Origin of the sequence: Corynebacterium sp. 11A (genome assembly GCF_008930935.1) — a bacterium.
GTDB lineage: Bacteria > Actinomycetota > Actinomycetes > Mycobacteriales > Mycobacteriaceae > Corynebacterium > Corynebacterium megadyptis.
On record NZ_PQMR01000009.1, the window covers coordinates 17,305 to 30,285 of the forward strand.

Below are 12,981 nucleotides of genomic sequence, written 5' to 3' on the forward strand. Positions count from 1 at the left end.
CGGGTGCTGGCACTGTGGTACCCCGACTGGCCGGCGCAGGTGGTCTCTCGCGTCACAGACAGCGGGCCGGATGTACCCGTGATTGTGCACCACGAGCAGCGGGTATGGGTGGTCAACCAAGCGGGGCGTCGCCGTGGGGTGGCGCGAGGCATGCGTCTGCGCGCCGCCCAGATGATCTGCCCCGAGGCAGTCACCGCGGCGCGAGATGACACCGCGGATGGGGAGGCCTTCGCGGTGATCGTGGAGTCGCTCTCCCAAGTGGCGGCCACCGTGGAGGTGCTGCGCCCCGGGCTGGTGCTGGTGGCGGCAGATAGTCTAGCCCGCTACTACGGCACAGAGGATCGCGCGATGGATCTGGCGATGACGGCCGCTGCAGAACAGGGTGTCGACCTGCGCATGGGGGTGGCCGATGAGCTGGCAACGGCGATTATCGCTGCCCGCAGTAGCCGCCTTGGCGCGGTGGTGCCCGCAGGTGGCAGTCGCGCATTCCTCAAGCAGGTGGGGCTGAGTGCTGTCGGCGCCGAACCCAGTCTGGGAGTGGGGGAGGAGCTGGTGGGCCAGCTGGCGGAGATGGGGGTGCGTCGCTGCGGCGAGATGTTGCAGCTGCCGCGCGCGGCGGTGGCCACGCGATTCTCCCGCGCCGGGATGCGGCTCTATGCAATCTGTGCGGCCGATAGCTCCCGACGCTTAGCGCCCGCAGCGGAGAACACGCGGGGAGAGGCCGTGGTGTATGTCCCCGAGGAGCCTCTGCTGTGGGTGGACCAGGCGGCTTTTATCGCCCGCTCCCTCGCGGCGCGCCTGCACGAGCATCTCGCCGCGGCGGGCCGGGTATGCGTGCAGCTGGCGATTCGCGCCACCGTGGATGATGGCGCCGGCCAGTGCACGCTGGAAAGGGTATGGCGCACCTTCGCCCCCTTGGATGAGGCGGCTACCGCCGACAGAGTGCGCTGGCAGCTGGGCGGGTGGATCACCCACCGGCAGCAGCATGCCCAGGGGGAGGAAGAAGAGTCTGTCGGTGGGATCGTGGAGCTCGAGCTCATCCCCCTAGAGACGGAACAGCCAGGGGCGGATACCGGGTTATGGGAGGCGCTCGGCGATACGGCGCAGCGGGCCGAGCGGGCCGAGAAAGTCATCACCCGCGTGCAGTCACGCTATGGCAGCGATACGGTGCTGCGCCCCTTCGATCAGGGCGGGCGCGGGGTGGTAGAGCGCATCGGCTATGTGAGCAATGGGGAGCGGGTTCCCGCAGCCGATACGGGCAGCTGGCCGGGGCGGCTGGCTGCGCCGCTGCCAGCCCGGCGCAGCCCCGGATGGAATCATCCGGCCAGCAAGATCGGGCTTTATGATGCCGCCGGGGAGCCAGTGGCCCTCGCAGAGGATCTGCTGCTTAGTGCCACACCGCAGACGGTGGTGTGGGGCACGCGGCGGCTGCGCGTGAGCGGCTGGGCCGGGCCCTGGCCTGTGGACGAGCAGTGGTGGTCGGCCGCGCCCGCACCCAGCGCCGGCATCCACCCCGCGCACGCCCGGCTACAGCTCACGGCCACTGATTCGCGCCGCGTCTATGGCTGGGTGCTGGTGTGGGTGCGCGGCTCGTGGCGGATTGAGGCCAGCTATGTCTAGGCCTAGTGGGCGATATCGATCACTACCCGCGTCGGGTTCTCCAGCACCGTGACAGAGAAGGGGCGTTGGCCGCCGCTGAGGCCGATCACGAATTGGGTGCGGGCCTCGAAGGTGCCGGCGTCCAGCACCTCTTGCACGATGCCCTTGCCGGAGGTGTTGCTCCATTCCAGCGGCGGGAAGTCCTTGCCGAACTCCATCGGATAGGCGGTGCCGGTGAGATCCACTTGGAGATAGGTATCGCCGGCGACCTCGAGGGGGCGCCCGCTAGCCTGCTGCAGCGGCTGTGCCTCATAGACGGCGCGCCAGCCTGGGGTGCTGCCCTTCTCCACGTCAAGATCAATAACAACGCGGTCGAAGTTCTTGTGGCGGCCCACGCGCACCGCGGTCGGGAGCACCTTGCCGGTGCCAGCGCCCCATTCCTCGCTGGAGGTATTTTCGGCGGTGCTGAGCTCGCCGAGAGGAGTAATACCCGGATCCTCGTTCACCGGCTCCCGATCCTCCGAGTCATATTCCGCCGGCAGGGTAGTGGAAGAGGTGATGGTCTCCGTAGAACGGGTAGTGGAGGTTTCTTCGGAGGTAGTTACCGAGGCGCTGGGGTCTGTGGCGCTATCATCACCGCCGGGGGAGCAGCCAGCCATCGTGAGCGAAGTAGCGAGGGCCACGCACGTCAGGGCGCGGGCATAGGGGCGGGACAGTACACGGGTAGAAGCGATGCTATTCATATCTTAATCTTACTAATTTGCTTAACGCGTGTGGCCGCGTTGTGCTGGGGCGCAACGGATGGGGGCTGGAGGGTGGCGTCGATAAGCGTGCAGGCGCCGCGTGGTGAGCGACAGGCGGATATAGCCCACTAAGCTGGTTCTCATGACTGAGAGTGCAGCCCCTGAGATTCCCACCGATGGCCGTTTATCCTGCGAGCCGGAGCAGATCTCCTGCTCAGAGCTGAAGGAGGAGCCCATCGAGGGCACCGCCAAGGCGGGGCAGAAGTTTGTGCTTTTCGAACACCACCAAGGCTGGAGCCGCGATGTGCTCGATGGCGGCTCCTTCGGCGGGGAGCTCAGCGGCAAGCTCAGCTACTTCTTCGGGATGCATAACGCCTCCTTCCAGCTCATTCGCCCCGCAGGCAGGCCGAAACCGCGCGAGCGCTATCGCGTGTTCATCATCTTCACCGGCAATGGGCTGCAGCAGCCCGTGGTGGAGCGGCTGGAGGTCAGCTGCCCGCAGGACCTTTTGGAGCTCAACCTCGATACGCCGCTGGCCAATGGTGGGCAGAAAGTGACGCACCCGCTGGTGCTGGTGTGCACCCACGGCAAGCGCGATAAGTGCTGCGCCATTAAGGGCCGGCCCCTCGCCGCGGAATTGGCGGAGCGCGCCGAGGAGGAATGGGTATGGGAAACCTCGCACATGAAGGGGCACCGCTTCGCCGCCACCCTCATGCTCATGCCCTGGGGCTATTCCTATGCCTATATGGACACCGAGCGTGCCCTCGCCATGCTGGAGGCGGTGCAGCGCGGGGAGCTCTACCTGCCGCAGCTGCGCGGCCGGGGCTGTTTCGACCCCGCCGGGCAGGTGGCCGAGATCCTCGTGGCGCGCAGCTATGGCAGCCCCGAGATCGGGTCGCTCTATGTGGAGACTGTGGACCTGGGCGGGGAGAAGAACCCGGAGAAAACGGTGCGGGAAGTCAGCCTGCCCGATGGCTCCAGCTATCACGTGTTCCTCGAGCGCCGACCGGCAGGGGAGATGATCCCATCCTGTGGGAAACCGGCGAAAAAGGCCCACAAGTGGGTGGGGCGCGTGCGGCGAGTCGTGGCGGAAAGCTAGGAAAAAGTCACGGGTGATGGGATGCCAGCATAGGCTGGTGTCTATGCCCGCACTCTTTCAGAAAAAGTCAGCCAATATCGGAGTACCGCCCCAGCCGGAGGGGGCCGAGTACCCGGATCATTTTCCCGAAGAGCTCGCCGAGGGCAGCCCGCAGCAGCTGCGGGAGGACCTCGAAGCACTGCTCGGTACGCGCAATGTGCATGCTCGCGCCCTCGACTTGGTGCGCTATGCCACCGATGCCAGCCCCTATCGGCGCTTCCCGCAGATCGTGGCCAGCCCCAGCAGCGAGCAGGAGATTGCGGATATCTTTGCCTATGCGCAGAAGAATCACCGCACCGTGACCTTCCGCTCCGGCGGGTCCTCGCTGAATGGCCAGGCCCAGTCCGATGACATTCTGCTGGATGTGCGGGAAAACTTCCGCGGGCTCGTGGTACACCCCGAATCTGTGACGGTACGCCCCGGCGAGGCCCTCGGCGGAGTACAGAATGTGCTTGCCCGCTACGGGCGGGTGCTGGGCCCGGACCCGGCGTCGGCAAGCGTCGCGACGATCGGCGGCGTGCTGGCGAATAATGCCGGCGGTATGCGCTGCAGCTTGGAAAAGGATTCCTATCACAGCGTGCGGGGGCTGAAGATCGTGTTGCCGAGCGGCACCATCATCGATACCCGCCTGCCCGATGCAGAGGAGACGCTGTGGCAGCGGGAGCCGGAGCTTGCCCAAGGACTCATCGAGCTGCGGGATGAGATACGCGCCGACGAGGCCCTGGTGGCGCGGCTACGCACAAAGTTCTCCATCCGCAACACCATTGGTCTGCGCCTGGATGCCTTCCTCGACGCCGATACCGCCAGCGGCATCCTCACCAAGCTGATGATCGGCTCCGAGGGGATTCTCGGCTTCATCGCGGAAGCCGATATCGCCACCCTGCCCAAGCCGCGCTATACCGCCGTCACCTGGGTAACACTGCCCAGCCTGGAGCTTGCCGCGGACTATGTGCACCGCCTCATGGAGGCCGGCGCCCTGGCCTGTGAGCTGCTCGTTTCCCCAGTATTGAAGGGCTCGGTCGGCTCCTTTAAGGGGGCCCACGATGAGTGGGCATCGCTTGACGACGACGCCTCGGCGCTGCTCCTCGAAGTGGGAGGAACCACGGAGGAGGAGCGCGACGCGGCCGTGGCTGCGGCACGGGCCGTGCTGGCCGATGCGGAACTAATCTCCCCGCTGCACTTCATGGAGGACGCCATCGACCAAGCCAATGCTTGGGAGATTCGCTCCGGACTGATGCCGCTACTCGGGCACCAGCGCCCGCAAAACTCCTCGCTGATCACCGAGGACGTGTGCTTCCCGCCGGCACGCATCGGTGAGGCCGCCAAAGACCTCATGGAGCTGCTGCGCGAATACAACTATCCGCCCTCGGTGATGGGGCATGCCGCCTTCGGTAACCTGCACTTTTTCATGACCCCCTCCTTCGGCTCTTCGGAGGAAGTGCGCCGCTATGACCAGTTCATTGAAGAGATGACGGAGCTAGTGCTCAATAAGTACGATGGCTCCCTCAAAGCCGAGCACGGCACCGGGTTGAACATGGCCCCGCTGGTGGAACGCGAATGGGGGCCCCAAGCCTTCGACCTGATGTGGCGGGTGAAGCGACTGATCGACCCCGCCGGCATCCTCGCCCCCGATGTGCAGCTCACCAGCAACGCCGAGGTGCACCTCCAGGACTTCAAGTCCACCCCCGCCATTGAGGCGATCGCCAATGCCTGCATCGAATGCGGCTTCTGCGAGGAAGTCTGCCCCTCCCGGCACGTCACCACCACCCCGCGCCAGCGGATCGTGCTGCGCCGCGAGATGGCCCGGCAGCCCGCCGGCTCCCAGATGCTCGGGGCGCTCATCGACGAGTACGGCTACGACGCTATCGACATGTGCGCCGCGGACTCTAGCTGCGCCATCGCCTGCCCGCTGCGCATCGACACCGGCAAGATGATGAAACTCTTCCGCGAGCTGGAAAACGGCCAGATCGCCAACCGCGTGGCACTCATCCTGGCCAAGAACTGGGCGGCCGTGGAGACCGCCGCCCGCAGCGGCCTGAGCGCCCAGGACGCACTCAAGAAAGTGGTGGGGGAGAAACTCGGCGCCCGCTCCGTGTCCATCGCCACCGGAATGCTGCGTTCCTTCATGGACAATGATCTCGTGCCCTCCGCCGAACACGGCCTACCCGGCGGGGCAGCCGCACTGCCTGTGGGGGATGATCCGGCCGAGGCGGATGCCGTGTACTTCCCCGCCTGCGTGAACCGCATGTTCGGCCGCTCCGGGGAAGGCCACTCCCTCCCCGAAACCCTGCTCGCGCTCTCTCAGCGCGCCGGGCAGAAGGTGGCGATCCCCCAAGATGTGGCCGGTACCTGCTGCACCACGCCGTTTAGCTCCAAGGGCTTTCACGATGCCAAAACCTATATGGCGCGCCACACCGCCGAGAAACTATGGGAATGGTCCCGCCACGGCACCATCCCCGTGATCGTGGACGCCTCCAGCTGCACCCACGGCATCCTCTCCGGCATCCCCGAGTCCCTCGACGGCGAGCTCGCCGAGAACTTCGCCCAGATCGAGATCCTCGACTCCACCCAATGGGCCGCTCGGCTGATCGAGCACCTTGAACCCACCCGCCGCCTCGGGCGGGTGGCCGTGCACCCGAACTGCTCGCTGGCCCACATGGAACTCAGCGACACCCTCGTGCGCGTCGCCAGTTTCGCCGCCGACGAGGCCTTCGTGCCCCGCGGCGCCGGCTGCTGCGGCACCGCCGGCGACCGCGGCATGCTCCACCCCGAACTTCTCGACGCCGCCACCCGCGATGAGCGCGTCGGGCTGGCCGAGGCCGAAGCTGATGGGCGCGTGGACGCCTATGTGTCCTCCAACCGCACCTGCGAGCTGGGCATGGAGCAAATCACTGGGCGGAGCTATGAGCACGTGCTGTACCTGCTGGAGGAGGCGACGCGGTAGGTCGCGGGGCGGTGATCCTGCAGAAAGCCACAGGCTTGTGGTTGTGGGATCATCGCAGCGCAGGGCTTGGAAAGCGGTACTGCCGTTAAGCGTGATGCAGCGCCATAGGCTTCCACCGAGTATAGCCACTATGCCCACTTTCGCTGGGGTTCAGTTCGGTATACCCCTGATAGACTTCAACCCCCACCCTTCTGTAACTGGGGCTAGCTGGGGTTCAGTTCGATATACCCCTGATAGACTTCGCGCCGAAACCGCCGCGCTCGTCCTGCAGCTGGGGTTCAGTTCGATATACCCCTGATAGACTTCTCACCTTGCACTTGATGTTCCACAGCGCGCTGGGGTTCAGTTCGATATACCCCTGATAGACTTCGCGCCATGAGCGGCGAGCCCGCGCCCAAGCTGGGGTTCAGTTCGATATACCCCTGATAGACTTCACGAATCGGGCTGGGATCCTAACGCGGTGCTGGGGTTCAGTTCGATATACCCCTGATAGACTTCCACACCAAAACCCCGCCGATAACCAAGATGCTGGGGTTCAGTTCGATATACCCCTGATAGACTTCCAACAGATCACCACCCACATCTCAGCAAGCTGGGGTTCAGTTCGATATACCCCTGATAGACTTCCATGTACCAAGCCGCCCACCAACCAGCAGCTGGGGTTCAGTTCGATATACCCCTGATAGACTTCGCCCTATTTCACGTCTGCCGACGCCTCCGCTGGGGTTCAGTTCGATATACCCCTGATAGACTTCTCCCACACCGCCTTACCGATCTCCATGAGCTGGGGTTCAGTTCGATATACCCCTGATAGACTTCTGACTTGCGCGGTCGCGTACTTCAGCGAGCTGGGGTTCAGTTCGATATACCCCTGATAGACTTCTGCCACTCTGGCACGAGACGGGCCATCAGCTGGGGTTCAGTTCGATATACCCCTGATAGACTTCCCTATCGCGATCATTATCGCAGCATCTCGCTGGGGTTCAGTTCGATATACCCCTGATAGACTTCTGACACACCAGAGTATGTGACCGAGGTAGCTGGGGTTCAGTTCGATATACCCCTGATAGACTTCAGACGAGTCTGACGCAAGCATCGTGGTGGCTGGGGTTCAGTTCGATATACCCCTGATAGACTTCGATCCTATAGGAGAAAAATAGTGTTTCCGCTGGGGTTCAGTTCGATATACCCCTGATAGACTTCGCTCGCGCGGGAACAGCTCACACAAGTAGCTGGGGTTCAGTTCGATATACCCCTGATAGACTTCCTTTCTGTAGGTGAGAGTCCCACGACACGCTGGGGTTCAGTTCGATATACCCCTGATAGACTTCGGATGACATCGGGGCTGCCGCGCGGACGGCTGGGGTTCAGTTCGATATACCCCTGATAGACTTCGCCTCGGTGGCACACCATCGCCGCACCTGCTGGGGTTCAGTTCGATATACCCCTGATAGACTTCGCGCGCGCCGGGCTTGGGCTCGATCAGGGCTGGGGTTCAGTTCGATATACCCCTGATAGACTTCGGAAGAAGAAGTACCGGCGTATCCTCATGCTGGGGTTCAGTTCGATATACCCCTGATAGACTTCATTCGGCAGCACCGGCCAGTAGCCCCGAGCTGGGGTTCAGTTCGATATACCCCTGATAGACTTCGCCGCCGCCTTCCGTGATCCGCAGCTCGGCTGGGGTTCAGTTCGATATACCCCTGATAGACTTCTACATCGTCGAGGGCCTACTGGAACATAGCTGGGGTTCAGTTCGATATACCCCTGATAGACTTCGGAATCAACTGTCCCGCTTCAGCCGGATGCTGGGGTTCAGTTCGATATACCCCTGATAGACTTCACGACCAAAGGCGTGCCATACGATCTCGGCTGGGGTTCAGTTCGATATACCCCTGATAGACTTCACGACCAAAGGCGTGCCATACGATCTCGGCTGGGGTTCAGTTCGATATACCCCTGATAGACTTCAGTCAGGCCCAGAAACAGGGCCTGAACTGGGTCTTTTTCAGCATGCGTTTTTAAAAAATCGTGAGTTGAGAGGGGATTTTCTCGACCGCTTGTTCCTTGTGGCTCGAAAAACGGATCGCCTTTGCCCACTGCTGGTCTGTCACGGACAAGATACGCACTTCACCGCCTGCGGGAAGTTCGCATTTCACCTGTTTTACTATCGTGCTGAGACGCGCCGCCAGTGGGAAATACTGAACGTAGACACTGAACTGGGCGCGGCAGAAACCAAGGTCGAACAACCGGTTACGGAACCGATTAGCTTCCCTACGTTGGTTTTTGGTCTTGACCGGAAGATCAAACATTACGACGCACCACACCGGTTCACTGTCCTTCGCTGGCACTGAGCTGCCCTTCCCAACGTGGCACCTGTAGCCGATCCACTGTTCCTTCGACGTATAAGCCAAAATGCTGCGCAAAGTCTTGAAAGACCGTAGAAACACTCTGGCCATCGCTGTTGAATGCGTGACTGTGAAGGAAGGATGAAAGTTGATGTTTTTGATCTGCGGTGAGCGGTGAAGTCGGTTCCAGAATAGAGAACACGAACTGATCGATGAAAGGACGGAACGGCTCCATGAGGTCATCGACCAGAGCGAAGGCGTTAGCACGGCCATGGTGGAACACGCCAAGCGTCCCAGCAAGCCCGGCACCAGCAACTGCCCGTATTCCAGTTCCTCTAAGAAGCGTGTAACCGTAGTCAAGCGCAGAGTTGAACCCGTCCGAAGCAGCGCCTGGTTGTCGTCTGAAATCTGGGCCTTCCGAGAGCGCTTTCCAATAGATTCGCGCGGCTACTGCTTCTTTGTTGTCCAAGTCGCCTGAGCGAACACTACGGCTGAGCTTCTTTAAAAGGTGGGAGCTCTCCCTATTCAGCGCCTTCGCGGTTGCCGCTTGTCCGTAAATCTTTGCACTCACGATTCGCGCCCACGCCTGTTTACGGCGGGGGAGGGAAAGCGAAGCCTGTGCCTGCTGACGTGCGCCGATACGAGTGTGTTCATTCCATGGGCTCGCTCCGGCAACAGGTACCCCACGCCAATCGGTAATGAGGAGCGCAATGTCGTATTCGCTGAGCTTTGCGAGTACTGCGCCGGAAATATTCACCTTCGTTCCGACCATGACGACCGCGATATGACTCAACGGGACGGTAACTGCTTCTGATGCGGTGTCCGGCTGGATGGCCAGTTGACCTCGACGATAACGAATGGTCCCCTCGAGGTTCGAGCAGTCTACAACCCTCCAGCCGGACTGCATGCTAGCGCACCTTCCAGGAGACGGGAAGATGTGCTGCGCTAGACAGGCGTACGCGTCCTAGCGAGTCTCGACGAATGACTGTTGGCTGCCCCTTGCCGAAAACTGTATTGACACTTGGGGTCCACCCACGACCTTCAATGATTACTCGCGCCTCTTTAGGGGCATCCGAGCCAATACCTTCAGCACTCATGAGTAACGGGCGCAAACGTAGCCTACCTTCGCCGTAAAAACCGTCGAGCCGCCATCTTGACACTGTTCCGAAAACTTCCTGCAGCCCGGCGATTTGTCCAGTGGTAAAGCTGGATGTGTCAATCACAAACTCATCATCGACAACGAGCCACCCTAGGTACTCTGCGCTCCCCTCCGCCAGCGCCTTGCGGAGCTTTGGTTCTGCTTGGCGAGCAGAAATTGTTTGGGGCTTGATCTCGACAGCGAATAAGTCTTCGTGTCTATGACGAAGAAGGTCGACATTGTAGACGCGCAGCATCGCGTAGGAAGGTTTCTTTCCCGATGTGATTTTGTAGATGCGCGCATGATGGAATCGGCTCAGTTCCGCATAACCACCGCGGACCTTGATGCAACCCGCCCCGACTGGAAACACCTCGATCTCGTCATCGGCATCGAACCACGAACCGTGAACTCGAATACGCCTATTCGGATTCGCAGGGAGGCCTTCTTTAGGATCAAAGTCGGGTTCACGCGTGAGCGCACACCACAGTGCCTCCGAAGAAGCTCGATCGATATCTGTGGCAGAGATTTCTCCACCGACACGAATTTTCTTGAGCGCTCCGATCGTATCTTCGTGTGCACGTCCATTCCCCAGTCGCAGTCGTAGATTGGAGGTGACAACGATTCGGTCCTCGTCGAGCGCTGCTTGGAGCATATGCGCAAGTTTACGAACCTTGGGCACCCAAGAATTCCAAGCAGCACGGTGGGCGTCATCGGCTCCCGTATATTCTTTCCACTGATCTGGTGCGTTTTCGATAAAAGCTGCTTGGCGCTTGTTAGCACGCTCAGCTAGGGTTTGCGCAACGTAGGGAGTGGTGAAAGCAATAATTGCTGCATCGACGGCATGATGCCGGCGATCCAAACGGGATTTTCCAGGGCCATCGATGAAACGCAGACGCTTGTGAATACCAGAAGCTTTACGCGCCTCAGCCGTCAGGGCGCCTCGATAAACTCGGACGCTGGTGTCAGCCTCATGGAAGTGCTGTGCGACACGTCCCCTCACCTCATTAGCCATCCACGCCACAGACTCGATGGAGCGGGAATCTAAGGGCTCATCAGCGTGGGTTCGTTTCAACCGTTCGCAGACAGCACTACGAAACGCGTTAAAATCCGACTTCTTCTGGCCAGGCTCAGGAAGCCAGAACTTGGTGCGTTCGAGGGCTTCAGTGAGGGAAACGCCAGGTATAGGACATGTTTCTGCTCATACTGCGAAAGGAATATTTTTCTTTGCGAGGTTGCAGCGATGGCACACGGCCACCAGATTCTCTCTCACGTTGGTTGAGCCTTGCCCTGCACGTGGCACGATATGGTCCATCTCACTATTGGAATAGGTGATGGGCGCGCCACAGTAGGCGCATTGCTCGTTCTGACGCTGGAGCGACTGGTAGCGCCATAGATCGGAGCGGCGCACAGCGCCATCGATATTGAGCTTTTCCTGCATCTCCGCGAACAGTTTAAGGTTTCTTTTGTGGCGACGGTCATTTTCACGAGTGATCTCCCTAGCAACGTTTTCACTGGAGAAACCATCACGCACATGCTCGATAACGATGGACTGCGGCGCACCCCATTCGGCCTCGGCTGCTTCTATCCACCGTGCAATTCCCTTGAGAACACGGTCCACCGCTGGGTTTCCTACTGGTTCACCGATGCGTGGTTTGGGCGGAGCCCAGTCTTCGGAGACGCCAAACTCTGCACGGCGTGCCTCATACAAGTCCATATTTTCCGACTGCATTCGAGCGGTCAGCCGCGTTAAGGTGTCCTCACTATAGGCTGCACGCCCGATGGGCAGGTGAAGCGAATCGAGTTTCTCATGCTGGTCATCATCTAATTCAGCAAAGAATGCCTGAACCGCAGCCCCTTCCTTGGAGTCAAAGTTGACTGCCTCGGAGTTGGACAGCGCCTTGACCATCTCGGCTCGGTGAGCGGCATCGGCTGTAGCCCACCAGGTAACGAGAGGTTTAACGCGGCAGCGCGAAATGACTCGATTGGTGTCATGCACCGGCGGCCTAGCCCCAGCGCGTTCACCGTCGTCGGTAAGGGTTGCGGTGCCCCGCAGCCGCCCGCGATCGACGGACAGGATAGCGGCAACATCGAGCCATGAAGGGTCCTTTTTGGCCGGAAGATTGATCAAGTGATCGAATACCAAGGCTCGTTCTTCGGCGGTGAGACGCCTCGTTTTTCCTGTGCTTTCTTTGATGCGCAGATTGCCGATCAGCGCGGAGACACGATAGCGCTGGAAGCTATCGGAGGCCTTAGCAGCACGCATTTGTGTGGGGTTGAGAGGATCTTTGCCTGTACGGCCTTGTTGCGCGCCCTTGGGAGATTCAGCAGCGAAGACGAGATCAATGATCTTTTTCCGTAGGGTGTCGTCGATTTTCTGGACACGACATATCTCATTGATTTCCCGCGCATGGTCGCTCTGCTGGAGCCGGGCCGATATGACCGCCTGCTTTGCCTGATCTGGGTTCTTCTTGTCCTTCTCCTTGCCGCCGCCGCGAAGGCGATGGTGGCCGAATTGCGCGAAGGAGATCAGTTGCCCCACGGTGGCATCGTTGGGGATGGGGCGGCCAGTCTTTTTGCTGAGATTTTCGCGAATCTCATTGAAGGCATCGCTCGCTTCGCCGGGGGAGTACAAGCTAGCAGTTGAATGGTAGGGGTTTCTCCATCCACGGTGGTTAGCGATGTGGCGCAGGGCCACCGACAGGTATTCCCCTCGTTGGACTTCGTCAGCGATGAAGCCATTAACGAGTGCGACCCGAGCTTTCCACGGGAAATAGGGATCTGAGTACTCCTCGAATGGACGTGTCGTCCAATTCTGCGCTTTGAGGAACTTTTCGAGTTTTAGCGTGCGGTGCTTGCGTCGCCGGTAGAGGCGCCGGGTCCGACGAGCCACACCAGATACTGCAAGACGTGTGTTGGCAGTCTTATTTGAGTCCGGATCAACGCCAGAATCGTGAATAAAAGAAACGGTGTTCAATAGCTGGAGAGGATTTCCAGCCTCATCTACTTCGATGGCGGCGCAGCCGAGTGAATACGATCCGACATCGATGCCTACGACATACCTCGTGGACATG

The 12,981-nt window shown here is 60.6% G+C and carries 6 protein-coding genes, 1 pseudogene and 1 CRISPR repeat array; of the genes and pseudogenes, 3 read left to right on the top strand and 4 right to left on the bottom strand.

Annotation, left to right across the window (positions count from 1 at the left end):
- The first annotated feature begins 3 nt into the window (after nt 1-3).
- A complete protein-coding gene (locus tag GBB18_RS07645; protein ID WP_192795972.1) occupies nt 4-1,620 on the top strand; it encodes a DNA polymerase Y family protein in 1,617 nt (538 codons plus the stop codon).
- Between the two features lie 2 nt (nt 1,621-1,622).
- Here the strand turns inward: GBB18_RS07645 and GBB18_RS07650 are convergent, their stop codons facing one another.
- Nucleotides 1,623-2,342 (bottom strand): hypothetical protein, encoded by a 720-nt coding sequence (locus GBB18_RS07650; protein ID WP_151641273.1) that lies wholly within the window; start codon nt 2,340-2,342, stop codon nt 1,623-1,625.
- A 142-nt stretch (nt 2,343-2,484) separates the two neighbouring features.
- On the opposite strand from GBB18_RS07650, the gene GBB18_RS07655 reads away from it, so the two are divergent.
- Both GBB18_RS07655 and GBB18_RS07660 read left to right on the top strand, forming a co-directional pair.
- Nucleotides 2,485-3,441, top strand: a complete 957-nt coding sequence (locus GBB18_RS07655; RefSeq protein ID WP_151550271.1) for a sucrase ferredoxin — start codon at nt 2,485-2,487, stop codon at nt 3,439-3,441.
- Between the two features lie 43 nt (nt 3,442-3,484).
- On the top strand, nt 3,485-6,424 hold the full coding sequence (locus GBB18_RS07660; RefSeq protein ID WP_151641274.1) for an FAD-binding and (Fe-S)-binding domain-containing protein: 2,940 nt from the start codon (nt 3,485-3,487) through the stop codon (nt 6,422-6,424).
- A 142-nt stretch (nt 6,425-6,566) separates the two neighbouring features.
- Nucleotides 6,567-8,395: a CRISPR direct-repeat array (repeat unit 36 nt; unit sequence GCTGGGGTTCAGTTCGATATACCCCTGATAGACTTC).
- A 50-nt stretch (nt 8,396-8,445) separates the two neighbouring features.
- Here the strand turns inward: GBB18_RS07660 and cas2 are convergent.
- The 3 genes and pseudogenes from cas2 to cas9 form a co-directional block, all read right to left on the bottom strand.
- Nucleotides 8,446-8,775 carry a CRISPR-associated endonuclease Cas2 gene (cas2, locus tag GBB18_RS07665; RefSeq protein ID WP_151550269.1) on the bottom strand — a complete coding sequence of 110 codons (330 nt, stop codon included), beginning with the start codon at nt 8,773-8,775 and terminating at the stop codon, nt 8,446-8,448.
- On the bottom strand, nt 8,756-9,679 hold the full coding sequence (gene cas1 / locus GBB18_RS07670; RefSeq protein WP_151641275.1) for a type II CRISPR-associated endonuclease Cas1: 924 nt from the start codon (nt 9,677-9,679) through the stop codon (nt 8,756-8,758). The genes cas2 and cas1 overlap by 20 nt, the downstream gene beginning before the upstream one ends.
- A gap of 1 nt (nt 9,680) precedes the next feature.
- A pseudogene (cas9, locus tag GBB18_RS07675) lies at nt 9,681-12,980 on the bottom strand (type II CRISPR RNA-guided endonuclease Cas9).
- Nucleotide 12,981: the final 1 nt, after the last annotated feature.

Bases quoted from the DNA above. Each gene is read 5' to 3' on its own strand.
- GBB18_RS07655 (WP_151550271.1), top strand. From the start codon at position 2,485: ATGACTGAGAGTGCAGCCCCTGAGATTCCCACCGATGGCCGTTTATCC.
- cas1 (WP_151641275.1), bottom strand. From the start codon at position 9,679: ATGCAGTCCGGCTGGAGGGTTGTAGACTGCTCGAACCTCGAGGGGACC.
- GBB18_RS07660 (WP_151641274.1), top strand. From the start codon at position 3,485: ATGCCCGCACTCTTTCAGAAAAAGTCAGCCAATATCGGAGTACCGCCC.
- GBB18_RS07650 (WP_151641273.1), bottom strand. From the start codon at position 2,342: ATGAATAGCATCGCTTCTACCCGTGTACTGTCCCGCCCCTATGCCCGC.